The organism is Bacillus sp. FSL R9-9410 (genome assembly GCF_038050385.1).
Lineage (GTDB): Bacteria > Bacillota > Bacilli > Bacillales > Bacillaceae_G > Bacillus_A > Bacillus_A cereus_U.
On sequence record NZ_JBBOTV010000001.1, the window covers coordinates 2818765 to 2844533 of the forward strand.

Below are 25769 nucleotides of genomic sequence, written 5' to 3' on the forward strand. Positions count from 1 at the left end.
ATACTTTTTAGCACTCTAAAATCAACAATCAGTGAAGTGCCCCTTCACTGATTGTTTTCATTCTATAATGCTCCTTCTTTAATTTTCAATTGTTGCATTGCAAATTCACGGTACATGTCATGTGTCCGTAATAACTCATCATGTGAGCCACTTCCTGTAAGATTCCCTTTTTCAATAAAGATAATTTTATCTGCATCTACAACAGTAGAAAGTCTATGCGCAATAACTAAAGTTGTTCTACCTTTCATTAAGTTATTTAACGCCTTCTGAACAACCGATTCCGATTTACTATCAAGACTTGAAGTCGCTTCATCTAACATAAGGATTTGCGGATTTCGTAGTAACGCTCGAGCAATCGCAATTCGTTGTCTTTGCCCTCCAGAAAGCTTCACACCACGCTCTCCAACTTCTGTTGCGTATCCACTTGGTAAATCATGAATAAACGCATCAACATACGCCATCGCTGCTACTTTTTCAATTTCTTCATCCGTCACTTCACCCTCAACACCGTAACAAATATTATCACGAATCGTTCCATCAATTAACGGACTATCTTGTGAAACGTAACCAATTTGACGTCGCCATGATTGTAATGAATATGCTGTAATTGGTTCTTTCCCTAATTTTATGAAACCACTAGTTGGCTCATAAAAACGTTCTAACAGCGAGAATAAAGTTGTTTTTCCGCTACCACTTGGTCCTACAATCGCCGTTACTTTTCCAGATTCAATCGTGAAGTCGATATTTTTCAAGATTTTCTCTTCTTCGTTATACTCAAAATGTACATTTTCAATAACGATCGGCTGCTTCGCATTTGTAACATTCATACCTGTTTCATGATCTTCTACTTCATATTCTAAAATCGTATTAATTCTTTCGGTTGCACCAATTGCTTTTTGGAACTGAGTAAAGAACATAGATAACTGACTCATCGGCATAATAATTTGAACTAAATACAAAATAAATGCTACAAGTTCACCTGTTGTTAATGCACCACTAGAAACTCGCATTCCACCATACCCTACGATAATAACAAGCAATGCCATTAAAACAAACGACATAACAGGTGAAATTAATGCTTGCACTTTTCCTTCTTTCAAACCAAATTGCAATAATTTTTGGATACCTGTATTACCTGTTTCATATTCTTTTTTTTCCGTATTTGAAGATTTTACTAAACGAATTTCTGATAGTACTTGTGTTAATACACTAGTAAAAGAAGCCGTTTCATCTTGAAGTGCTTTTGAAATCTTATACATTTTCCGTCCAAGTGGAACTAAAATTAGTACCGATAACGGAATAACCGTTAAAAGTAAAATTGTCATTTTCCAGTCTAAAACAAATAATACAATTAATGACCCAACAATTGAGATACCGCCTGTTAATAAGTTTGACAAATGCTCAGAAATTAATGTTTTAACAACACCTGTATCATTTGTCATACGACTAATTGTATCTCCCGTTCTGTTTTGATCATAATAAGACACTGGTAAAATAAGTACCTTTTTCCACAATCGTTCTCTAAGTCCAGCTACAATTTTTTGTCCAATATAATTCAGTAAATAAATTGACAATCCTGCAGCAATTGTTTGAATAATAAAGAATGCAATTAATCCAATAATTTGTCCCGTACTAATTGAGGAAAGCGAAAAATTATCAACTAAACCTTTTGTTAGCATTGGAATAAACAAACTCGCTCCAGTAGAAAGTAAGCTCATTAGTAATGCAAAAATAAGAATGCCTCTTGGTGGATTTGTATCTTTAATGAGACGTAAAAACTGCCTCCAATTCCCTTTTTTCTTTTCTATATTCCTAACTTCCATTGTCGTTCATCTCCTCGTTATAAACAAAACTATTATCTCTAAAACTAGAATACGCTATAAATGTAAACTGAATGTAAACACACTTTTTCTATTTTTACAAAATATACATATAAACTCATCTTTACAACAAGTGTAAATATCTGATATTATTACCTGGTACTTATTATTATTCTATGTGAATTATAGATAACTAATTTAAAATACTATATAAATCTCCAGTTATTGAAAGGAGTATCCTTTTTGCAAACAAATACACATTCCGAAAAAGAAACAATCATTTTTATTCATGGATTAGTTGGAAATCGCCGCGCCTTCAAAAAAGAGCATAAACGATTTTCTGCATCCTACAACATTATAACTTATGATTTATTAGGTCACGGCGACGATAAAGGAGAAGCTATCGACTTTTCAATACAGCGCCTCGTAGATCAATTATTGAACTTGTATGAAAAAGAGGGAATTAAAAAGGCTCATATTTGTGCTCTAAGCTATGGCTGTTATATCTCTACGACACTTGCACAAATGCATCCAGAAAAAGTATTGAGCATTTGTCATATTGGTGGACATTATAATAACCCTTCCCGTTTATATAATGTTTTTCAGAAATTTTGGGAAAAACGTGGTGATGAATATTCATCTTGGCTTTCTCAGTATGCTAGTACTATTTTTCCAAGTGGAATACTAAGGGCAAATCCGTTCGCTGTTATTTCACGAAATATTTATTACCGTTTCGGATTACAATTACACTCGTCCATTATTGCTGAGTCATTACGACATCGCTTAGAATTCGACTTGAAATCTAAATTAAAAGCACTTCCCCATCCTATATTATGGGTGATGGGAGAACATGATCATCTCTATAAATCTTGTCTCTTTGATTTGAAGTCTATTCTTCCGAACGTTTTATATAAAGAAATCCCATTAGCAGGTCATGCAGCAAACTTATTCCGTCCAAACTATTTCCATGATTTATATGCTAAGTTTTTGCATGGAAAATTGACATAAAGTGAAACTTTAATCAGCGGGGATTGTCCACCCCCACTCATTATTTTCCCGAACCCCAATGAACTTTGAAGCGTGATAAACACTACTATACTATTAGTTTATCTAAATATGAAAAAGGCTTCCCAAGTTTCCCTGGAAAGCCTTTTCTCTATACGAAAAGTAGTATATAAACTACTTTTTCTTAGTATGCTTTTGTGTAACCTGTTAGGTGTTTAGCCCAGTAAGAGTTATTAATTGAACTAATTCTTACACCAACATTTTCATTCTCTGCACTAATGAACTGACCGTTTCCTAAGTAAACACCCATGTGAGAAAGACCTGATTTATAAGTGTTAGAGAAGTATACTAAATCACCTGGTTGTGGATTGCTAGTTTTTGTTTTAGAGCTCCAGTATCCAGCAACTGTTTGACGAGCGCCTTTATGACCAGTTTGATTTAATACGTAGTGAATGAATCCACTGCAGTCAAAACCAGCAGGTGTTGTACCACCAAATACATATTTTGAATTGTTTAAAGATCTAGCGAATCCAGCGATTGAAGATGTATCTCCACCTGTTGGTGCTGTTGGTTTTTGTACTTGATTAGTACCTTCGTTACCACCAGTAACTACATTGTTCACTCCGCCTTTTACAAACTTCACAAAGTCTGCACTTACGTAACCTGTACGGCCGTTATGGTTAATTTTATACCAACCATTTTCAGCGCCAGTAACGTTTAATACTGTACCGTTTGTTACACCACCAATTACAGGGTTATATGTAGCTGGACCTGTACGTACTTTTAAAGCTCCTGTATTAACAACATATGAACCACCAGTTTGAACTGTAGTAGTATTGTTGTTGTTGTTTGTAGTTGGTTGCTGTGTTTCGTTAGATACAGCTGAACCACCTTTTGTTACGAAGTCTTTACTTACGTATCCAGTTCCACCATTGAAGTTAATTTTAAACCAATCTTGAACTTCACCTACAACTTGAACTGTTTTCCCTTTATTTACAGAACCTAAGACAGTATGAGATGCACTTGGGCCTGTACGTACGTTTAGTGAAGAAACGTTTACTGTGTAAGTACCTGTTCCTTGTTGAACAGTAGTTCCTTTATTGCCACCAGTTGTTACGAAGTCCCCACTTACATAACCTGTTTGACCATTTACACTAACTTTGAACCAACCGTTTTCTTGTCCAATTACTTGAAGTACTTGACCTGCTTTTACTTTAGAGATAACGTCATGTCCTGTACCAGCACCTGAACGTACATTTAATACATCAGCTGTTACCGTGTATTTTAATTCAGAAGTTGTTTCTACCTTTTTTGTTTCAGTTACAGTCGTTTGAGTTTGAGTTTGAGTTTGAGTTTGTGTTTGTCCATTAATTTCTTTTAGCGCATCATTTGAAACTTGTGCATGAGCAGAATCCATTCCAGGAACTGCTACACCTACTACAGATGCTGCTGCTAAACCTGCGATTACTTTTTTCATAAGTTGTCTTTACTTCCTTTCCCTACTATCCTCTTGAGAAAACTATAAACTTAGTACTTTACAATATTATCAAAGTAAAATATTCATCCAGTTCCATTTTTTAGCAAGAGTTTTATTTTTCACACATCGTTTATTTTAAACGATTGAAGTGAATTTAGTGTGAACTTCATGTGAACTTTATCATTAAACAGTGTGTTTTTGCAACGATTTTTTCAAATTCCTTATGTATTACATCAAAATTTAAAATTTCATACGTTATTTCAATATAGATTTTACACTTTCTATCTAATATGAAAATTCCATTAATCTAATACATAAACACACTATATTTTTCTAGAAAGTTCTTTTTCATGAGGCACACTCTTATCATGACAAAAAACACTTTATTAATCAATAGTATAATATTTTAAGAAAATGAATTCTCTATACTATGTATGATTTTAAACACCGTGATGATTTGTAAGATTTCACGCCCCCCTCGAGAGCACTCTCATCCCAAAAACACAATTGACTATTTTGTTTCCCTACTAAACATGGAATTATTAGGGTTTTATTGATAGAATATGTATAATCACATAAAAAGAGGAGTTGCATTTGTGGAAAAAATAATAGACGATCACATAAATAATAATATCGAACTTTACTCTGCTCTTACTCACTTATTATCGTTTACAACATTTAAACAGGTAACAATCATTGAAACAAAGAAAAACGAACTAAAAGAGCAAATGAAAACAATTCAGCATAAAAACCCATACCATATATAAAAAGGTGAACAGATTATATCTCTGTTCACCTTCTATTTTTTACCCCGCATTAGCGGGCAGTAAGACTCCCACCTCAAAATTCGGCGAATGCGAGGAAGTTAGGTGGGAGAAACTGCCCGTAAAAGCCCGATTGGTGAAGGCTAATAATCAGTGGGGGATGGATAAAACCCCCACTGATTAAAGTTTCACTTTATTTTATTTGTAAATTTTCACACGAGTTTCTAATGGCTGATATTCTTTATCTCCTGCCGAAACTACCGGTTTACCAAATGGCATTTGCGCAGTTAACTTCCAGTTTTCAGGTACATCCCATTCTTTTTTTACTTCTTCATCAATCAACGGATTATAATGCTGCAATGTAGCACCAAAACCTTCAATCTCTAATGCTGTCCAAATCGAAAATTGCAACATTCCAGAAGATTGCTGAGACCATGTAGGAAAATTATCTTTGTATAGTGCAAAGTTCTCTTGCAAACTTTCTACTACTTTACTATCTTCAAAATACAAAACTGTCCCATAGCCACTTTTAAATGCATTCATTTTCTCTTCCGTAGGTGCAAAATTATTTTCAGGTACAATTTTTCGTAACGTTTCTTTCGTAACATCCCATAATTTGTCGTGTTGTTCACCTAGTAATACAACAACTCTTGCACTTTGAGAATTAAAAGCCGAAGGTGTATGTTTCACAGCATGATAAATCACTTCTTGAATTCTTTCATCAGAAACTACTTGCTCTTTACTAATCGCGTAAATAGATCTTCTGTCTTCAATTGCTGAGTAAAAATCTTTTGCCATTACAATTCCCTCCAATTTTTCATTTGAGGCAGTATCATATGTACGAAGCATATAATGCCTCTCGAACTTATTATTAATAAGTTCTTAACTTAATAATATCAACAAACAAAAACAAACTCAAATGATATCACTTGAGTTTTTACTTCCTATACATCAAAGAATAAAAAAACAGTTTATTGTCACCAAAATCAAGGTTCAATAAACTGTCTGTCTTATTTTTATCCCGCATTAACGGGCAGTAAAACTCCCACCTCAAAATTCAGCGGGAGCAAAGAAGTTAGGTGGGCGATCAACTGCCCGTAAACGCCCGATTGGTGCGGGCTAATAATCTCATTTACTTCTTTCTTCACCTAATTAAGTAATTGAAATGCATAGGACATTAATTTATTTGTTTCTGTAAAACGTTTTGTTTTACTTTTTGTCCCCATAACAACTGTAATAATGCGATTATCGCCTTGTTTTGCAGTACCTGTAAAACAATACCCTGCGCTATCTGTAAATCCTGTTTTTAATCCGTCTATTCCTTCTATATATAAAGCTTTATTATTTTTGTTTAACATCTCATTTGTATTTGTAACATTAATATTATTAAATGCTAACTGACTTTGACGTAAGTGAGTCACTTCTAATATCTCTGGATAGTCTTTTATAAGATGATACGCTAATTTCGCTACGTCAGCTGCTGTCATTTTTGTTTCACTTCCGTCGGGCTCCTGTAATCCGGAAGCATTCGCGAATTTAGCTTTATCTGACATTTCTAACTGCTGGGCTTTTGCATTCATAAGTTGAACAAAGTTTTTTTCTGTCTTAGCTACATGTTCTGCTAAAGCGACAGCCGAATTATTAGCCGATTCAATCATTAATGCATGATATAAGTCCTTAACAGTCAATGTATCATTTACTTGCATTGGGATTTTTGCACCCTCTGTTTGTGCCGATTTTGCACTTATTTTCACTGGATCTTCCCAGTGGACTTTCCCATTATGTATACTCTCTAAAACGAGATATGCTGTCATCATTTTTGACATACTAGCAGGGGCAACAGCTTCATTTTCATTATTTTGATAAATAACTTCTCCATTACTCGCATCGATAATAATAGCTGCTTTTGCATCAATTTCTGGTGGTATATATTTTGGTGGAACTACTTTTTCAGATAGCCCTGTTTTAGGTAGCTCTGCCACTTGTAAAGGCTGAGTATCTACATTTGTTTCACTCTTTTGAACTCCTTGGAAAAAGAACCAACATATACCCAGAATTACTACTAATAGGATTGTTAATCTTCCCCATTTTAACCGCTTCATTCTAAAACTCCTTTAGCAAACCTTTTATACACTCATGTTTAACCATAACAACAATTACTTTATATCGTCAAGGTAAAAAGTATATTTATTCATCTACAGCAATTATAATTTCAACCTCGTTCTCTTTTTCATATGTGTTACACTAAAAACAATAAAATATAAGAATATTCAATAATATCAAACCACAAAAACACTATATAATAGAAAGGATTTATACAAATGATACTTCCAAAAAGATTGAAATATGGAGATACAATCGGCATCTACTCTCCCTCTTCACCAGTAACCTATACTTCTCCAAAGAGATTTGAACGAGCAAAATTATACCTACAAAAGAAAGGATTTCATATATTAGAAGGTTCACTAACAGGTCAATATGATTATTATCGTTCAGGGAGCATTAAAGATCGTGCTGAGGAACTAAATGACTTGATTAGAAACCCTAACGTTTCTTGTATCATGTCGACAATTGGGGGAATGAATTCAAATTCATTATTACCTTATATTGATTATGCTTCTTTTCAAAAAAAACCTAAAATAATGATTGGCTATTCCGACGCAACAGCGTTATTACTAGGAATTTATGCAAAAACAGGAATTCCTACATTTTATGGTCCAACACTCGTTCCTTCTTTTGGTGAATTTGAACCTTTCGTAGATTGCACGTACAAATATTTTGCGGATACTTTATTAACTGATCAACACCTTCCTTACAACATAAACCAGCCGTTATTTTGGTCAGATGAATTTATTAATTGGGAAGAAAAAACAAAAGAAAAAGATCTTCTACCGAACAATTGGATTTCAGTAATTGGTGGAAAAGCTACTGGACGTATTATTGGTGGGAATTTAAACACTATACAAGGTATTTGGGGTAGTCCCTATATGCCACATATTCAAGAAGGTGACATTCTCTTTATTGAAGATAGCTCAAAAGATGCAGCTACTCTCGAAAGAAGTTTTTCATTACTTAAAATTAACGGCGTTTTTGATAAAGTTTCAGGTATCATCCTTGGAAAACATGAGCAGTTTGATGATTGTGGTGCAAATCGAAAACCTTACGAAATACTATTAGAAGTATTGCAAAATCAAAAACTTCCTTTTCTAGCCGATTTTGATTGTTGTCATACTCATCCAATGATTACTTTGCCAATAGGTATTCAAGTAGAGATGGATGCAACAAATAAAACGATACAAATTATAGAACAGTGGAAAATCTAACTCTACTACCTCTATTATTTTCAGCTCTAAAGCTACGTATTGCCTTCTATTGTTTTACATTAGAAGACATGTTACTATATATTTTGGAATGTGAAGAAATAAACAAAAATCATTTCAATATGCCTTTTATATATAATAAGAAGCTATTGATTATATACATCGAGTTTACATACGTGTATATAAAGTAAAAGAGAGTGAATATATGAAACCAACTATTAAAAACTATGTATTTTTACATGTGGCCTTCTTGATATATTCTATCATTATGGTTTACATGAAATGGGTAGCTCAATTCCCTATTGCATCAATTTCATTTTTTATTGCTTACTTTGGGCTTGTTGTACTTTTATTCGGATATGCAATTCTATGGCAACAAGTCATTAAGAATTTTGAAATTTCTAGAGCATATTCACACCGTGGGATTATAATACTATGGTCAATGCTTTGGTCAGTATTCCTATTTGGAGATACGATACAGTGGAATCACATACTTGGCGCAGCTATTATTATCGTCGGAATTGTGGTGGTGACAAAAGATGAATAGTTATATGTTATTATTTATTTTCGGGATAATTTTAGCCAATTACTCACAAATATTATTAAAAAAGGCTACTTTACAACAATACGATTCTAGAATAAAAGAATATATGAATCCTTATGTTATCATCGGCTACTTTTTATTTGTAATTAATGCCGGATTAAATGTGATTGCCTTAAAAGGCTTGGCATTAAAGCAAGCATCTGCATTAGAATCATTAAGTTATATCATCATCTTAATTTTCAGTTGGTACTTCCTAGGGGAGAAAATCACGAAACGAAAAATCATTGGCAACATTATTATTGTCATTGGTGTAATCATCTATTGTATTCAATAACAAAAAGATCCGTTTATGATAAACGGATCTTTTTGTTATTGCCCTAAATTTTGAACCTTATCTTTCAAATCACGAACTTGTTCTATCGTCTGCATAAGCTCAGAGTTTTTAAACTGCTCTACATTCATTTTTCCTTCCTCTATCTTTGTTATAGATGTATCAATTAATGTATTTAACTTTTCATTATAACCGACGATTTGCTGGTGAAGATCCTTCGCTACATCTGGTGGTGTTAATTCATTAAAAGCTGGTATATCTTGTTTAATTTCAGTAAGTTTCGTTTCTAGTTCTTTCCGGGCTTCCCCATCCTTAACAGCCTTTTCAGCTAATGCTGGCGCTTCATTTGCAAATGCACTTATTTCATTTACATAGTCTGTCGCTTTTTGAGCGTAATCTATGGAGTTCTTCCCTTCCTCCACTAGCGAACATCCCATCAAACCAATTGAAACTACAATTGAAAGTAACAGTGTTTTTGTAAACTTCATTTTGACCTCCTAAATAATTGTCATACTTTTATTCATTTATAAACACTTTGTTTTCTTCTTATACACTTTATCACATCATATCTTATTTTTTTAATCTTCCTCTTATACATTCTAGAAAAATCATTATTATCCTGTTCACCATGTACCTCGAAACTATCTTCATTTAAATATAAAAACAGACATACTTATTTTAAGTACGTCTGTTTTCCAGGTAAGTATTACTCCCACTAATTAAAGTTTCTCTTTATCCTCTCACACGCCCTATTACCGTTACAATATCTATGTCTATATGTACACTAATAATATCTTCTATAATGTCCGTATATCCTTGACCTAAAGGTGTTCCGTAATGTAATGAAATCTCTTTTTTTTCATAAACTGATTTCGGAACTGTAAAAATAAATTTCCTCATATTCCGTTCATCAGCAGGCTCCAGAATTAAAACAATGCCATCCTCTTCAAACATATAATCACGCCTTCCAACAATCCATTCACTATGGCTCAAGTATTGCCTTGAAAGGATAGGTTTTAAACACCCTTTCTAACAATATATAACCATTTCATGCTCAACTAGCTTATACAGTCTATATGATTTCACCACAAATACAAAAAACACAAACCTTGAACTATCAAGAATTTGTGTTTTTTGCATTTCATTCTTATATACCTTTATCAAGCTCGTATAACCTACGATATTTCTCATTTTCTTTCAGTAGCTGTTCGTGACTACCTTTCATAGCGATTTGACCACTATCAAGGAAAATCACTTCATCTACATGTTCAATTCCTACAAGATGATGTGTAATCCAAATAACAGTCTTTTCTTCTGTTGCAGAAAACATTGTTTCTATTAAGGCTAATTCTGTTTTAGGGTCTAAACCGATAGTCGGTTCATCAAGTACAATGATTGGTGCTTCTTGCATAAGAGTTCTTGCAAATGCTACCCTTTGCCTTTCTCCGCCAGAAAACCTCTTTCCCATTTCATGCATTTTTGTTTGTAATCCATCAGGAAGAGAAGCAATGTGCGGTGCTAGCTGCGCTTTTTCTAAAGCTTTCCATATCTCTTCATCATTAGCCTCTGGTTTACCAATCCGCACATTATTTCCAATTGTCGTATCGAATAAATGTGGTTTTTGATTTAATATAGAAATATATTTTGACAAAAAATCCGTATGAGCTTGTTCACCATTCAATATAACTTGGCCATTCACCGGACGTAGTGCCCCAGTTAACAATTTTAGTAAAGTAGATTTTCCTGTTCCACTTCTACCTAAAATAGCAATTTTCTTTCCTGCCTTTATTTGCAATGATACGTCTTTTAATACAGATTCATTACTATTCGGGTAATTATACGACACATTACTCAGTTCAATATCTACATGTTTTGGTATAACGTATTCTTTATCTCCAGGTAACTCCTTACCATCATCCAAAGCGCTATCACTTTCTACGCCATTAAGCCGATGAACAGATTCTATATAAGATGGAATTCGATCAATAGCATCTGATACAGGAATAAGCACATTCGTCACAGACAATGTCATTAATACGAATGCTGCAATAACTGTGGGAGCAATCTGTTCACTTGCAGATTGATTTCCAGTCCACATAATCATTGAAATAACTACAATACCCACTATTAAATGAATGATACTATCTCGAATATGGTACCAGCGTTTCACTCTCTTTTCTGTCTTTAACAACTGGACATTTCGCTCTACATACGCATTAATAAATTCATCTTTTCTACCACTCGCCTGCCAATCAGATAACCCAAATACAACATCTGTCAATTGTTGATACAAACGATTTCTTCCTCGCTTCAAAGCAACATGATGTCGTTTCATCAAAAGTAGTGATACGAATGGAAGAAGAAAAACAATAACAGCTAACATACAAGCTGCGATAAGTGCAAATACTAAATCAAATGCACCGATAACAAGTACGAAAATGCTATATACAACTAATGCTAATATACTAGGAAATATTGTACGTAAATATAGATTCTGTAAATGTTCTATATCATCAGACAATACACCTAGTACATCACCAGTTTGAAATCGAGAGCGCAAAAATAACGCCTGTGGTTCTACAATTCTATATAGTTTTGTCCTCATTTTTTCTAAAATTCGTAGAACGACGTCATGCCCTACTAAACGCTCTAAATAATGAAAGACAGCTTGCCCTATACTAAACGCACGCGTTGCAACTATAGGAACATATACAACCATTACATTTTCTGGTCTGAGAGCAGATTTAGAAATTAAATAACCTGAAATGAAAAGTAACATCGCACCTGAACTAACTCCAAGAAGCCCGAGGAAAATAGTCAACGTCATTCTACCTTTATTTTGCTGTATATGAGGTTTAATCCAGTTACTCATCGCTCTCCCCCCTCTTCCCTATGAAAATGTAATGTCTCATTCTTTAAAAGTTCTTCATATGTTCCACTTTCTTTAATTTCCCCTTTATTTAAAATAAGAATATGATCCATTTGCTTCATCCAATGCAGACGATGCGTTGCAAGAAATACTAACTTACCTTCAAACAGACGTAACATCGATTGCTTTATTTCAAATTCAGTTTCAATATCAAGATGTGCTGTAGGTTCATCTAATAAAATGATTGGCTTTTTACTTAAAAGTGCACGTGCCATAGCGACACGTTGTTCTTGTCCGCCACTAAGCATACGTCCACCTTCTCCAATTCTTTCGTACATCCCATGTGGTAATGATGCAACGAGCGAACGAAGACCAACTTCATTAATAACTCTCTCAACTTCTTCATCAATTGTATTCGTTTCATAGAAACAAATATTATCTTTTAATGAAAGCGGAAAAATATAAGGTTGCTGCGGAATATAAGCAATATTTTTTTGCCAATCTTCTCGAGTAGATTCACCAATTTCCACACCATTTACTAACATCTTCCCACCCGAAGGCGGTAGAAATCCTGCTAACACATCGATTAACGTTGATTTCCCTGCCCCACTTTCACCAATAATGCCTATAGCACCGTTACCTTGCCAAGTAAAATCAATTCCCTCTAATATAGCCTTTTCAGATTCATCATTATTTACTTTTACATCTTGTAATTTCAAACTACTAGAAGAATTCCATACTATATCTACATTTGAATCTTTCTTTTCTATTTCTTTTTGTTTCTGTAAAATTTCTTCTATTTGCTCCATTGCCAGTTGTCCATCTAATGTAGCATGATAATTCGCTCCAACTTGCTTAATCGGCAGAAAATATTCCGGCGCTAAAATTAAAATCGTAAGGGCTGGTAATAGTATTATCGTTCCATCTATTAACCGTATCCCTAATCCAACTGCTACAAATGCAATTGATAAACTCGTAAAGAAATCTAATGCAAAAGAAGAAAGAAAAGCAACTCGCAAAGTACGCATCGTTGCTTTTCTATATCGTTTACTTACTTTTTCAATCTTTCCTTCGTGCTGTTTACTTTTCCCTAAATACTTTAATGTTTCTAATCCTTTTAACGTATCTACGAAATGATTAGAAAGTACACGATATGTTTCATATTGGCTATCCGCCATTTTTTGCGCTGCTAATCCTAGAAGGATCATAAATATAATCACAATTGGAATCGTTACAACTAAAATGATTCCAGACTTAATGTCCAGTGTAAAAACATATAGAACAATTAGTCCTGGTACGATACTACTTCTAATCATTTTAGGAATTGTTAATTCAATATAAGTTTTGAATTTCTCAATACCTTCTATCGATAAAGTAACCAGATGGCCAGTCCCATTCGTTTGGACAAATCTCGGCCCTAATGTAAAATATGCTTCTATTAACTGTTTACGTAATGCCAATCCTGTTTTTTCAGCGAAACGCTCAACCAATATTTGCGATGCTCGCACCAACATTTGGCGTGCTGCAAACGTGATCCCAAAATAAACAGTTTCATTTAGCACAGCCTGCACTGTTTCTCCATGAAATAAAAATGTGATTGCTCGTGCTAAAAACACTGTCTGCGCAATGATACTACACGCCTCTAAAATGCTAATAAGACTTAAAGTCACATATAAAACTCGGCTACCAGGATACGACGGAAGTCCTCTTTTTCTTTTCATTAGTACTCCAAATCTTTGTCTGACTTAACAGGTTGTCTAAATACATAGAAACTCCATATTTGACTACCGATAACAAACGGTAAAATAGCAAGAGAGAAATAGCTCATCAGTTTTAATGCATAAGGTCCTGATGCCGCATTATAAATTGTCAAATCATTTACCGCTCCTAATGAGCTAATCATGACACGTGGGAACATACCGATGAACACACTTGCACTTAGCAAAATGATTGTTAAACTCGTCATAAAGAAAGCCCAACCATCTCTTCTTCTTTTATTTAATAAAGTAGAAACAAATAGCGCTACAAAAGCTCCAACTGGAACCATTAGCCACTCTGAACCATGTGCGGTGAAAATATCTGTTTTCCATAACCCTACAGCTGCAAAAACAAGAAGTGTTATTAATGCAAAAGGTGCAATCTTTGTTGCGGCAATACGTGCGCGTTCTCGTAATTTTCCTGTTGTACGTATAGTAAGAAATTGCAAACCATGAACAATACATAGAAGAAGAAACATAACTCCTCCAAGTAACGCAAATGGGTGAAGTAATTTCATAAATCCGCCTACCATATTTTTACTTTCATCAATTGGTACACCTGTCATAAAGTTTGCGATTGCAACTCCCCAAAGTATAGGCGGTAGCAAGCTTCCAATAAACATGCCCCAATCCCAGAAATTTTTCCACTTATGGTTTTCTATTTTCGCACGGAATTTAAAGGAAACACCTCTTATAATTAATGCAAGAAGCATAAACACAAATGGAATATAGAACCCACTAAATAAAGTTGCATACCAGTGCGGAAATGCCGCAAACATAGCGCCACCAGCACAAACAAGCCATACTTCATTCGCGTGCCAAAACGGTCCAATTGTATTTAAATATATACGCTTTTCCAAATCATTTTTTCCTAAAAACCTTGAAACGATTCCTACACCAAAATCGAAACCTTCAAGTACAAAGAAGCCAACGAATAAGGTTGAAATAATTAGAAACCACAACTCATTAAGAGATAACATACTCTTCCTCCTTATCAAATGGATCATGGCTTTGATAATCCTTTTTCGTTTTCTTATTCGCATGTCCTTTAATTATACGAACGAATAAGTAAACAGTAATTCCTCCAACAATTAAATATAGTGATGTGAATGAAACAAGAGAGAATAATACTTCTCCAAATGAAACGTTTGGAGATACAGCATCTTCTGTTTTCATAACACCAAAGACAACCCAAGGCTGACGTCCCATTTCAGTCATGATCCATCCTACTGTATTACCGATAAATGGTAGTGCAATTGCATATACCATTATTTTTAAATACCAAGGGTTTTCAGTTAAGCGATCTTTTCTTGATAAGAACCAGCCGTACGCTCCTAGAAGAAGCATGAATGTTCCACTCATTACCATCGCTCTAAAGCTCCAGAACATAGTATGTACTGGCGGAATATAATCTCCAGGTCCATATTTTTCTTCATATTGTTTTTGAATTTGATTCATTCCTTCTACTTGACCGCTAAATTTATCGTATGACAATAGACTTAGCATATAAGGGATTTGAATTTCAAACGAATTTTCTTTCTTCTCTGTATCAATTTTTGCAAATACTGTAAATGGCGCTGGATCCTCACTCGTATTCCATAATGCTTCAGCTGCCGCCATTTTCATCGGATGTGCCTTAATTAAATGTTGTGCTTGCGCATGACCGAAAAATAATACTAATGCTGTTGTAATTGTTCCAACAACGATAGAAACTCGGAACGATTTTTTAAACACCGCAGTTTCTTGACCTTTTGATATTTTCCATGCACTTACACCTGCAATAAAGAATGCACCAGTTGCAATTGCCGCTGTGATTGTATGTGGGAATTGCACCCATAATTGTGGATTTTGAATAATCGCCCAAAAATCATTCATCTGTGCACGTCCATCTGCTGCCATTTCATATCCCACTGGGGCATGCATAAATGCACTTGCAGTTAAAATCCAAAATGCTGATAACATTGTTCCTAATGAAAGGAGCCAAATACATAAAAGGTGAATTCGCTTCGGAAGTTTATCCTCACCGAATACCCATAAACCTAGGAATGTAGACTCAATGAAAAATGCTAATAAACCTTCAATTGCAAGTGATGGTCCGAAAACATCACCAACAAAACGTGAATACGTTGACCAGTTCATACCAAACTGAAATTCTTGTAAAATACCTGTTACAACACCTACTGCGAAGTTAACAAGGAATATTTGTGTCCAAAACTTTGTCATCTTCTTATAAATTTCTTGTCCCTTTACCACATACAACGTTTGCATTAACGCAATGATAAAAGCTAAACCTATAGACAGCGGAACGAAAAAGTAATGAAAAATCGTTGTTGATGCAAATTGTATTCGTGCCAATTCGAGCGTTTCCATGCTAAAGTCACTTCCTTCATAATTTTTTATATCGTAATATCGATTGAATTGTATGAATTCACTTCATAACGAACAATTCAATCATTTGGAAATACAAAAAGATAAATTCGTTATATGTACTTTCTGAAAATATAGATTGTCAGTTTTTTAGATAATTACAAAAGAACTTTCTTCATACGATTTACCTTTTCACTATTTCAGTAGTGTTTTATTCGTTAATCGAATTGTATAATATACTTACATAATAAATTCAGGTGATTTTTGACGTATTATTGACAGGATTTTGTCTGAAATATGTCTTTTGTAATTTTTTTGAATTAGATTTCTCACATTTTAAAAATGTATTTCCCAAACATATAACATACTCTTATATCAATTATCATTACGTTTTTCTCTTCATACGCTTGACTTTCCTCTTGAAAAATGTCCTCGAATAAAATCCGAAAACACGCTACATTTTTGTCAAGAGAAAAATGTATTTCCAAAATTCAAATCAATAATATTGTTATTCACAAATAGAAAAAAACTTCCCTTTCTCTAGCCATAAAATTCGTTTTTTTGTCATTTTTTCTAACTGAATATTAGCCCACGCCAGTCGGGCGGCCCGCAAATAGCGAGCTAAATATAAAAAAGTACCGAGAATAGATTATATTCCCGGTACTTTTTTCATTATTTCGTTGTATATTTTCTAACAGCCGGCATAATTTCAGTAGCAATTAATTCAATGTTTTTCTCAATCTTATCAAATGGTACACCGCCAAAATCAATTTGTGCCATAAAACGTTGTTGCCCAAATAACTCATATTGATAAAGCATTTTTTCAATAATTTGTTGCGGGCTACCAATCATTAACGCGTCACGGTGATCTACTGCATTAGTAAATTGCTGTTTTGGATACCCACCACCACGTAGTGCAAGCATACCAGCATTAATATGAGGATAATATTCACTAAGTGCATCTTGTGAATTTTCTGCTGTATAAAATAAACTTGTTGTCGCAATTGGTAATGTTGCTGGATCAAAACCACTTTGCTCAGCAGCTTCACGATATGCATCAACCGAAACTTTAAAATTAAGGGCTGGGCCACCAAGTGTCGTAAGCATCATTGGTACACCTGCGTGTCCTGCCTTAATCGCACTAGCAGGTGGCCCTCCAACAGCACGCCAAATTGGCATATTGTTATTTTTAGCTCTCGGTATAATTGTCGCATGTTCAAGTGGCGTTCTAAACTGCCCTTTCCATGTTACACTTTCTTCTTTATTTATTTTTAATAAAAGATCCATCTTCTCTTCAAATAGTTCTTCATAATAATTTACATCGTAGCCAAGTAAACTATATCCTCCAATACGAGATCCACGACCAGCAACGATTTCAGCACGACCATTAGAAATCAAATCGATTGTGGCAAAGTCCTCATATACACGAACCGGATCTGACGTACTTAATACTGTTGCAGAACTCGCGATTTTAATATTTTTCGTAGCTTGTGCAATAGCTCCTAAAATAACTGTATGAGCTTGCGTTGTAAAATGCGCTTGATGACTTTCACCGACAGCAAACACATCAATTCCAGCTTCATCTGCTAACTTAGCTGTTTCAATTAGTTCATGAATTCTTTTTTCTGCACTTATTTTCGAACCATTATGCGGATTTAAAATATGATCTCCAATTGAATATAATCCAAATTCAATTCCTTTACTTGTATCAATACGATATTTTTCCACAGTTGCTCTCTCCCTTTTAATAAAGCGGTATTAATTTCTCTTCAATCTCTTTTCTTCTCTCTTCTAAAAATGGTGGTAAATCCAGCTCTTTTCCTAATTCTTCAACTGCTGAATCTACTGTAAATCCTGGTCCATCCGTCGCAATCTCAAATAAAATGCCATTTGACTCACGGAAATATAAACTTTTAAAATAAAAGCGATCGATAATGCCTGTTGATTGGAACCCTTTATCTTTCACCGCTTCATTCCAATAACTCAGTTCTTCATCATTTTTTACACGAATAGCTAAATGATGAATACTCCCTTTTCCAGGTCTTTCACTCTCTCCCTCTTGCTGTTTCACCAAAATTTCTCCAAAAGATTGACCAGCTATAGATTGATAAACCCCCTCATCGTCTGAACGAGATACTTCTTTATAACTAAACAAGCCTGTTAATGTTTTTGATAATTTATTTAAACTGCGCACTGTCATTTCAACTGTTCCCATACCTAAAATACGATGATTCTGCTCTACAGAAGATTCCTCCCATGCAGTCCAATATTCAGGCACCTCTTCACCGTTATTATTTAACAGTACTAACCGTAGGCCATCTGGATCTTCAAAGTGCAGTGCGTCTCTTCCGGCGTAAGTTGTAATTTCCCCATGCGCCACCTGGAGCGACTCAAAACGTCTCTTCCAAAATGTAAGACTTTCTATTGAAGGTACGAGTAAGCCTATTTGTGTTATTGCATTTGTACCACGGATTGTTCTTCCTACATTCGGCATTTCAAAAAATGATAATTCAGTTCCGGCACTCCCTGTTAAATCGCCATAAAACAAATGATACATAAATGGATTATCTTGATTGACTGTCTTTTTCACTCGGCGTAATCCTAATACTTTTTGATAAAAATCATTATTTGTTTTCGCATTTTTTGTCACCATAGAAATGTGGTGATGCCCTGGAATTGTATACATAATATTTCCTCCTCTAACCATCACTTGATTAGTCAATTGATGGTGTAAAAAAAATTACTCATGTGGTAATTCTTTTTTTTCACTATGCTTATGAACTTTTGTCATTAACGCGTATAGTATTTTCTGTTCTTCCTCATCTAATACATCATCAAAAAAAGATGATTGGAATGCAAGTTGCTCTGGCAATGCTCTTTCTAATACTGCTTCACCCTTCTCAGTAAGGCTAATCATTTTCGTTTTCCAATCTTGTTTACGGACTATATACTCTTCTTTTTCAAGACGTGTTAACATTCTAGAAATACCACCTTGCGTCACAGTAACTTTTTCGGCTAACTCCATTTGTGTAAGGGGCTGATAAATCCGTATTTGCATAAGTACATCAAATTGAGCTGTCGTCAAATCAAAACGTTTCAAAAACTCATTTGACATCTGATTACTTTGGTTAGTAAATCGTATTAAACGTAACCAGATTAACGATCCTATCGTATTTTCACGCATGTTTGATCACTTCCTATCGTGAATCTTACTATCACTTTACCACTCAAGTGATAGTAATGCAAGAGAAAATTATATATATTTCTTTGATATATATCAGAAAGAATCCATCTTATAGTGAATTTTTCTCTAACAAATTTCCCGTTAATGCAGGCTAAATAAAAAGAAGAATTAAAGTGACTTCTTCTCTTCTTCAGTAAATATTCTGTTTTGTAAAAGTTTAATTATATTTTTGTATTACTTCATTTTTCAATTTGTTAAATCTCTCAGTTTCATCCCCAAAATATTCGTCTTGCTGAATTTCTTCATATTTTTGTATTGTTCTTTTTTCTTTAGCTTCTTTTTTATTCGACATATCATATTTACCTTGATACATTCCTACAATAATATAAGCATCCTGTTCCGTTGACGGTCTTAAAAACAATACATAGTCTTTATTTTTTTGAACCAAATTGTATCCTTCAATGCTATGAAATTGGCTATTTTCAAATCGAGCAGGCTCATAAATTTTGATATTAGAGTCACTTTCAATATTCCCCTTATATATTTTGTTTATTTTTATTTCTGACTCTGATGCTTTTTGTACAACTTCGTTAGTTTCACTGTCTTTCCACTCTTTAATACTTCGTTTCCCCGTAAATTCTCCATGTACAATAATAGGTGACGAATTCTCTAATTCATTCGTATCAGCATATACACGATAATCCGCCCAATTATTTGGCAGCACCTTATATTCCGATATATCTTTTTTCACTTGAACATTTGTACTATATTTCTCTTGACATCCCATTAACAAAATTGTTGAAATCGATACGACTAAACTTGATAATATCCATTTCCGCTTCAAGATAGCCATCTCCCATTCGAATTAATATCTAAATTGTATATTTTCAATATCTAAACTAGTTGGATCTGTATAATTAAGTTACCCTTGTTTCATAATTGATTCTTTAAACGAATCTTGGTGAGCCATAGCCAAAACATGTCCAAATTCATGAATAACTGTTTTTCTCTTATTAGTATTGGAATAATTATAATGACTCATAAAACCATCATTAATAGCTACGATAACAAATTCCCAACTCCCAACAAAATCATATGGATTTCCAACTGGATAACCTCCATTATAAAAAGTTGAATTATACCTGAATAATCTAATCCATAATTACCTGCATATACTCTTACATCTGCATGCATTTGTCGCTGATCCCGCAGAATGAAATCCTACGTTTGCAGCTTTTTGCTAGAGCTACTTATCTTTACGCATCAAGAATAAAAAAGATCAATTTTATGAATTATACATAAACCCGAGTCCTTTTTCTAGAAATAAAAAACCCCTCCTGTAACTTATATAAAGGAGAGATTTTCATATTATTACTTACACCTTTCCTAACAAATTTTCACACGTTCTGTTCCACCTCCGTACTCTTCTCCTTCTTACCCCTTTTAAAATTCTTCAACTTTTTAACTGTTCCAACTAATCCTTTCGGAAAAACTAGTAGCACGATAATATACAATAAACCAAGAATAATCGTCCATCTTTCAAAAATCGGATATTCCGTTGCTAGTTCGGATAAATAATATTTCAGTGATTCAATAATCCCAGCTCCAGCGATTGCTCCGATTAACGTTCCTACTCCTCCAATCATTGTCATCAATAATGCATTTAGCGTCATTTCAATTGAAAATACCGTCGTATTTACAAAACGCAATGTGATAACGAATAAACCACCGCTAATCGCTGCAACTACTCCTGCAACAACACTAGCAATAATTTTATAATGAAGAACTTTATAGCCAAGTGCTTCAACACGTTGTTCATTTTGTGAAATTGCCTTTAATACTTTTCCAATAGAAGACTTTGTGAAAAGACGTAACAAAATGAAGATGCTGATTAAACATATAAGTGTTACGTAATAATACGTAAAACGATCACGGAATATATCTGGTACACGAAATGTAAATCCATCTCCTCCGTGAGTCAGCGAACGCCATTTTTCAGCAAGTACAAAAAATAACTGAGAAATAGCGAGCGTTAACATTGCATAAAAATGACTTTTCAAACGTAATGAAAGCATACCGATTATATAACTAACGATGGCTGATACAATAATTGCGGCTGCTATTCCTATGAAAAAGTTCATTATGGATACTCCTTGCCGATCAAACAAGAGTGCCACCCCATACGCCCCTATACCAAAGAACATACAATGACCGAATGAAACAATACCTGTATATCCAAGGAGAACATCAAAACTCATAGCGAAAATAGCAAAGATGAAGATTTGAGTAAACAAAATTAACAAGCTCCGTGAATCATTTACGAATGGAAATACACTTAAACAAATGAGCATAAATACTCCGAAGTATACTTTAATTCGACCCGATATGCTGTTCACCATGTCACCCCTTTTCACCAACGAGTCCCGTTGGCTTCACTATTAAGAAAAATAGTAACATTAACATATTGATTGCAAGAGATAAATCTGGTATAAAATACGCTGTAAAAGCACCGGCTAATCCGACGATTAAAGAAGCGAGCGCTGAACCTTGTACGCTACCTAATCCTCCAATGATAACTACTATAAAGGCTAAAATTGCATACTGCATACCCATCTCAGCGAAAATAACTCCTGAATATGGTGCTAGTAGAAAACCACCTAACGCCGCCATCCCTGCTCCTAATAAAAAAACAAACGAGAATATCGCTTTTACGTTAATTCCGAGAGCTTGAACCATCTCTTTATCCATTACACCCGCGCGAATCATAAGTCCTATCTTTGTTTTTTTCAGCAATAATAGTAAAGCGATGTAAATTAGTATCCCAACTAAAATAACGAATAGGCGATATTTTATTAAGATAACTCCTCCAAATGTAAAACTTCCTTGAAGCCATAACGGTAATTTTGCAGCGATTGGATTAGGACCCCAAAATATTTTGATGCACTCGCTAAGAACGAGCATTCCTCCGAGTGTAACGAGAAGCTGCCGAACATGGTTTCCATACACTGGTCTAATAAGAAACCTTTCTAAAATGAAACCAAGAAACATACCCATAGCAACTGCGCCAATTAGCGCTAATAAATAACTATCTGTCATATTAAATAACCAAACGCCTGTAAATGCTCCCCATGCAAATAAACCGCCATGCGCAAAATTTAGTACGCTCATTAAACCGAAAATAAGTGATAGACCAGACGCTAATAAAAAAATAAGCATCCCTGTCGAAACGCCGTTTACAAATAAGTTAATTAGCACATCCACGTTCTATCCCCCCGTATCAATGTTAAGAAATACCTAAATATTTATGACATGTTTCCTTATCCTCTCGCAGTTCCTTCATGAAACCGTTATGCACAATGCGCCCATTATCCATAATGTAAAAATAATCACCAATTTGACTAGCCATCATAAAATTTTGTTCAACAAGTAAAACAGTCGTTTTTCCCTTCATTTTCAAAATAGCTACCATTAATTTTTCTATCATAATTGGAGACAGCCCTTTACTCGGCTCATCAATAAGCAATAGTCCATCACTATTAATAAATGCTCTTGAAATTGCCAACATTTGCTTTTGTCCCCCGCTTAAGAGCCCACTTTTCTTATTCCAAAACTGCTTTAAATCCGGAAATAGTTCGAGCATCCATTCTATCTTCTCTTCAGATTCTTCCCCATTTTTCCCCCTAGCAAGTGCGAATGTCTCTTCTACTGTTAAATCATGAAAAATACCTTGATTTTCTGGTACATAACCTATACCTTTTCTTGAAATTAAATGTGTAGATAATCCATTTACTTTTGTGTTATCATAATAAACTTCTCCATTTGCTATCCGGTGAAATCCCATAACTGAGCGCAATGTTGTTGTTTTTCCAGCACCATTTCTTCCAAACAATACTGTAATCGTTCCCTTCTCAACCGAAAGGGACACTCCTTGTAAAATATGAAACTGATCTAAATACGTCTCTATATTATTCACTTGTAGTAGTGCCACTGTATAATCCCCCTAAATAAGCACTTTGTACTCGTTCGTCTTTCATCATTTCTTCCGGCAACCCTTCAGCCAATAATTCCCCATGAAATAAAACGATAAGATGATCTGATAAATCTAGCACCATATCCATTTTGTGTTCGATAAGTACGATTGTGCTCTCTGGATTCTTTTTAATATTTTCGATTACTTGTAATATAGCTGGAACTTCCTCAACTGAAATACCTGCTGTCGGCTCATCTAGTAGTAATACATCTGTCTTTAATGCTAACAACATAGCAAGCTCTAACTTTCTTTTTTCTCCGTGAGCTAAGTCTTTAGCTAATACGTCCCCTTTCTCGTGAAGTAGTACTGTCTTCAAAAGACGTCTCGCTTCTCCAGTTTGCTGCTTTAACTTGGCTACATTCGGAAAGAAACTGTAATAATCCTGAACAAATGATTGAACACTTAGACGCACATTTTCAAGTACTGTTAGCTCTGGAAAAATATTTGTCAACTGAAAAGAACGACCAATACCCAAGCGCGTTCGATCTGAAATTGATAATTTTGTAATATCCTGTCCTTTAAAATAAACTTCACCTTTCGTCGGAGAAATTTGCCCACTTAGTAAATTGAATAGTGTTGTCTTTCCAGCACCATTAGGTCCAATAATTGAAATGAGCTTTCCTTTTTGTACCGTTAAATTAACATCCTTAATAACATGATGATCCCCAAAAGATACACAAAGATTTTTCGTCTCTAACAAATGTGTCATGAAATCCCTCCCACTGAAAGCCATGTTATGAAAGAAATAAGTATAAAGAGGGTATCCCCTCTTTATACAAAAACAACAGAAAATTCAGTCTATTTATTTTGAACAGACGGTTCTGTTTCTTTCATCGTTAATTCTCGTTCTAACACTGGTACTGGATAATCAACACCATCTTGCTTTTTCAGCGTTATAGAATAAAGAGTTTGTAATGCTTGATGATCCTTCTCTCTAAATTTCATCTTTCCTTTCGGTGTCTCAAATTCCATCCCTTCCATTTTCTTAATAAGTGTATCTACATCTGTATCGCCCTTCGTTTTCTTTAAAGCTTCGACGATAGAAATTGCCGCTGACATTCCTCCTGCTGTAAATAAATCTGGAACAGCACCATTAAATCGTTTTTTATGTTCTTCTACTAACCAATCGTTCACCTTATTCTTTGGAAGTGAGTGATAATAAACGGAAAACCCTTGCATCCCTATTAGCGCATCCATCGTTTTTAATGCTGGTATATCAGGTGCACCAGTAGAAATTTTAATGCCTTGCGCTTCCACATTCATATCTTTCAACTGTTTCCACGGTGAATTCGCACCTGCCCAAACGATAAATAAATAATCTGGTTTTGAGCTAATAATATTTTGAATATTCGCAGTGAAATCAGTTGAATTCGTATCCGCATATTGCTCGTTTACAATATTCGCACCTAATTTCTTCGCTCCCGCTTTAAATGCTGCAATTCCTTCACGACCGAAAGCATTATCTGGAGCAAACGTCGCAATCTTTACATCTTTTTTAGCAATTGAGGCAGCCCCAGCAATCGCATCTTGCGAAGAGTTTCTTCCTGTTCTAAAAATATATTTATTCCAGTTCTTCCCGGTAATACTATCAGCAACTGCCGGTTCTACAACCATAATCTTTTTATACTCTTCAGCTAGTGGTAAAACTGCTAATGTATCACTTGAACTAGACGATCCGACTAAAAAATCAACTTTCTCTTCTTCTAATAATTTCGTAGCCTTCTTAACGGCTACATCTGCTTTCGTTTCTGTATCTTCCACAACAAACTTAATCTTCTTTCCTTCTACTTTCCCTGTTCCACCAGTTGCATAGTCTAAGCCTAATTCAAATCCATTTACCGTTTGTTTTCCATACGATTCTAGTGGACCTGTTAACGAAGCAAGAACCCCTACCTTAATCGTTTTTTCATCTTCTGTACTTGTCTTTTTTCCTGAACAAGCTGCTGTTACTAATAACGACCCTAAAACACAACCAGTAACCACCGTTCTTAGCCATTTACGTTTTTCCATCGACATTGTGATCCTCCCCATACTTTACTTTCTGATAGAATCAAACACGACAAATTCCCTTGTCTGTAATCATGTCTTTAAAATTGGTAATGGAAAACTCTTGTAGTAACCTCTACATTCGGCACAAATCTATAATCACCTTCCTATTAAATGGAAACGGACATACAATCAATATATATTCCGTTGTTCAAATGAAATTACTGTTTCATTACAGTAATCATCACGCAAAAAGCTGCAAATAATTAACTTAATTCATTAAGTCAATTATTTGCAGCTTACTTAAAAAAACGA

At 34.6% G+C, this 25769-nt stretch carries 24 protein-coding genes; 5 read left to right on the plus strand and 19 right to left on the minus strand.

The features are described 5' to 3' along the window. Positions 1 to 62 precede the first annotated feature (62 nt). The gene (locus tag MKX77_RS14670; RefSeq protein ID WP_341307053.1) at positions 63 to 1823 is read right to left on the minus strand and encodes an ABC transporter ATP-binding protein; all 1761 of its coding nucleotides are present in this window, start codon (positions 1821 to 1823) and stop codon (positions 63 to 65) included. Positions 1824 to 2063: 240 nt separating this feature from the next. Here MKX77_RS14670 and MKX77_RS14675 point away from each other — a divergent pair, with 240 nt between their 5' ends. Further along, entirely contained in the window at positions 2064 to 2828 is a 765-nt protein-coding gene (locus MKX77_RS14675; RefSeq protein WP_341307054.1) for an alpha/beta fold hydrolase, read from the plus strand. 181 nt (positions 2829 to 3009) lie between these two features. On the opposite strand, the gene entFM is transcribed toward MKX77_RS14675, so the two are convergent. Then, positions 3010 to 4302 carry an enterotoxin EntFM gene (gene entFM, locus MKX77_RS14680; protein WP_201033003.1) on the minus strand — a complete coding sequence of 431 codons (1293 nt, stop codon included), beginning with the start codon at positions 4300 to 4302 and terminating at the stop codon, positions 3010 to 3012. A gap of 596 nt (positions 4303 to 4898) precedes the next feature. On the opposite strand from entFM, the gene MKX77_RS14685 reads away from it, so the two are divergent. Beyond that, a complete protein-coding gene (locus MKX77_RS14685) occupies positions 4899 to 5069 on the plus strand; it encodes a hypothetical protein (protein WP_341307055.1) in 171 nt (56 codons plus the stop codon). Between the two features lie 195 nt (positions 5070 to 5264). On the opposite strand, the gene MKX77_RS14690 is transcribed toward MKX77_RS14685, so the two are convergent. Both MKX77_RS14690 and MKX77_RS14695 read right to left on the minus strand, forming a co-directional pair. Beyond that, positions 5265 to 5864: a nitroreductase family protein gene (locus MKX77_RS14690; protein WP_341307970.1), complete on the minus strand. Its 600-nt coding sequence runs from the start codon at positions 5862 to 5864 to the stop codon at positions 5265 to 5267. A gap of 350 nt (positions 5865 to 6214) precedes the next feature. Further along, on the minus strand, positions 6215 to 7168 hold the full coding sequence (locus MKX77_RS14695; protein WP_215556042.1) for a D-alanyl-D-alanine carboxypeptidase family protein: 954 nt from the start codon (positions 7166 to 7168) through the stop codon (positions 6215 to 6217). Positions 7169 to 7387: 219 nt separating this feature from the next. On the opposite strand from MKX77_RS14695, the gene MKX77_RS14700 reads away from it, so the two are divergent. The 3 genes from MKX77_RS14700 to MKX77_RS14710 all read left to right on the plus strand — a co-directional run bounded on the left by MKX77_RS14700 (position 7388) and on the right by MKX77_RS14710 (position 9264). After that, positions 7388 to 8389: a S66 family peptidase gene (locus MKX77_RS14700; protein ID WP_341307056.1), complete on the plus strand. Its 1002-nt coding sequence runs from the start codon at positions 7388 to 7390 to the stop codon at positions 8387 to 8389. Positions 8390 to 8591: 202 nt separating this feature from the next. Continuing rightward, positions 8592 to 8933 (plus strand): EamA family transporter, encoded by a 342-nt coding sequence (locus tag MKX77_RS14705; RefSeq protein WP_341307057.1) that lies wholly within the window; start codon positions 8592 to 8594, stop codon positions 8931 to 8933. After that, complete coding sequence (locus MKX77_RS14710; protein ID WP_215596193.1) at positions 8926 to 9264, plus strand: EamA family transporter; 339 nt, start codon at positions 8926 to 8928, stop codon at positions 9262 to 9264. The genes MKX77_RS14705 and MKX77_RS14710 overlap by 8 nt, the downstream gene beginning before the upstream one ends. A 35-nt stretch (positions 9265 to 9299) precedes the next feature. On the opposite strand, the gene MKX77_RS14715 is transcribed toward MKX77_RS14710, so the two are convergent. The 15 genes from MKX77_RS14715 to MKX77_RS14785 form a co-directional block, all read right to left on the minus strand. Next, positions 9300 to 9749 (minus strand): DUF6376 family protein, encoded by a 450-nt coding sequence (locus tag MKX77_RS14715; RefSeq protein ID WP_341307058.1) that lies wholly within the window; start codon positions 9747 to 9749, stop codon positions 9300 to 9302. A 244-nt stretch (positions 9750 to 9993) separates the two neighbouring features. Next, complete coding sequence (locus tag MKX77_RS14720; RefSeq protein WP_215556038.1) at positions 9994 to 10215, minus strand: hypothetical protein; 222 nt, start codon at positions 10213 to 10215, stop codon at positions 9994 to 9996. Between the two features lie 193 nt (positions 10216 to 10408). After that, positions 10409 to 12133: a thiol reductant ABC exporter subunit CydC gene (gene cydC, locus MKX77_RS14725; protein ID WP_341307059.1), complete on the minus strand. Its 1725-nt coding sequence runs from the start codon at positions 12131 to 12133 to the stop codon at positions 10409 to 10411. Next, a complete protein-coding gene (gene cydD / locus MKX77_RS14730) occupies positions 12130 to 13851 on the minus strand; it encodes a thiol reductant ABC exporter subunit CydD (RefSeq protein WP_341307060.1) in 1722 nt (573 codons plus the stop codon). The genes cydC and cydD overlap by 4 nt, the downstream gene beginning before the upstream one ends. After that, positions 13851 to 14867, minus strand: a complete 1017-nt coding sequence (cydB, locus tag MKX77_RS14735) for a cytochrome d ubiquinol oxidase subunit II (RefSeq protein WP_341307061.1) — start codon at positions 14865 to 14867, stop codon at positions 13851 to 13853. The genes cydD and cydB overlap by 1 nt, the downstream gene beginning before the upstream one ends. Next, positions 14854 to 16257: a cytochrome ubiquinol oxidase subunit I gene (gene cydA, locus MKX77_RS14740; RefSeq protein WP_341307062.1), complete on the minus strand. Its 1404-nt coding sequence runs from the start codon at positions 16255 to 16257 to the stop codon at positions 14854 to 14856. The genes cydB and cydA overlap by 14 nt, the downstream gene beginning before the upstream one ends. A gap of 669 nt (positions 16258 to 16926) precedes the next feature. Then, positions 16927 to 17982 (minus strand): LLM class flavin-dependent oxidoreductase, encoded by a 1056-nt coding sequence (locus MKX77_RS14745; RefSeq protein ID WP_341307063.1) that lies wholly within the window; start codon positions 17980 to 17982, stop codon positions 16927 to 16929. 16 nt (positions 17983 to 17998) lie between these two features. Beyond that, entirely contained in the window at positions 17999 to 18940 is a 942-nt protein-coding gene (locus MKX77_RS14750) for a ring-cleaving dioxygenase (RefSeq protein WP_341307064.1), read from the minus strand. Positions 18941 to 18994: 54 nt separating this feature from the next. Beyond that, on the minus strand, positions 18995 to 19438 hold the full coding sequence (locus tag MKX77_RS14755) for a MarR family winged helix-turn-helix transcriptional regulator (protein WP_002148721.1): 444 nt from the start codon (positions 19436 to 19438) through the stop codon (positions 18995 to 18997). Between the two features lie 217 nt (positions 19439 to 19655). After that, positions 19656 to 20282 carry a hypothetical protein gene (locus MKX77_RS14760; RefSeq protein WP_341307065.1) on the minus strand — a complete coding sequence of 209 codons (627 nt, stop codon included), beginning with the start codon at positions 20280 to 20282 and terminating at the stop codon, positions 19656 to 19658. 553 nt (positions 20283 to 20835) lie between these two features. Continuing rightward, positions 20836 to 21789, minus strand: coding sequence for a branched-chain amino acid ABC transporter permease (locus MKX77_RS14765; RefSeq protein WP_215556577.1), 954 nt, complete (start codon positions 21787 to 21789; stop codon positions 20836 to 20838). A gap of 49 nt (positions 21790 to 21838) precedes the next feature. Beyond that, positions 21839 to 22699: a branched-chain amino acid ABC transporter permease gene (locus MKX77_RS14770; protein ID WP_002158285.1), complete on the minus strand. Its 861-nt coding sequence runs from the start codon at positions 22697 to 22699 to the stop codon at positions 21839 to 21841. Positions 22700 to 22721: 22 nt separating this feature from the next. Beyond that, positions 22722 to 23426 (minus strand): branched-chain amino acid ABC transporter ATP-binding protein, encoded by a 705-nt coding sequence (locus tag MKX77_RS14775; RefSeq protein ID WP_341307066.1) that lies wholly within the window; start codon positions 23424 to 23426, stop codon positions 22722 to 22724. Further along, positions 23404 to 24177 (minus strand): ABC transporter ATP-binding protein, encoded by a 774-nt coding sequence (locus MKX77_RS14780; RefSeq protein ID WP_341307067.1) that lies wholly within the window; start codon positions 24175 to 24177, stop codon positions 23404 to 23406. Before MKX77_RS14780 ends, MKX77_RS14775 begins: the two co-directional genes overlap by 23 nt. 89 nt (positions 24178 to 24266) lie before the next feature. Then, positions 24267 to 25484: a substrate-binding domain-containing protein gene (locus MKX77_RS14785; RefSeq protein WP_341307068.1), complete on the minus strand. Its 1218-nt coding sequence runs from the start codon at positions 25482 to 25484 to the stop codon at positions 24267 to 24269. Between the last annotated feature and the right edge of the window lie 285 nt (positions 25485 to 25769).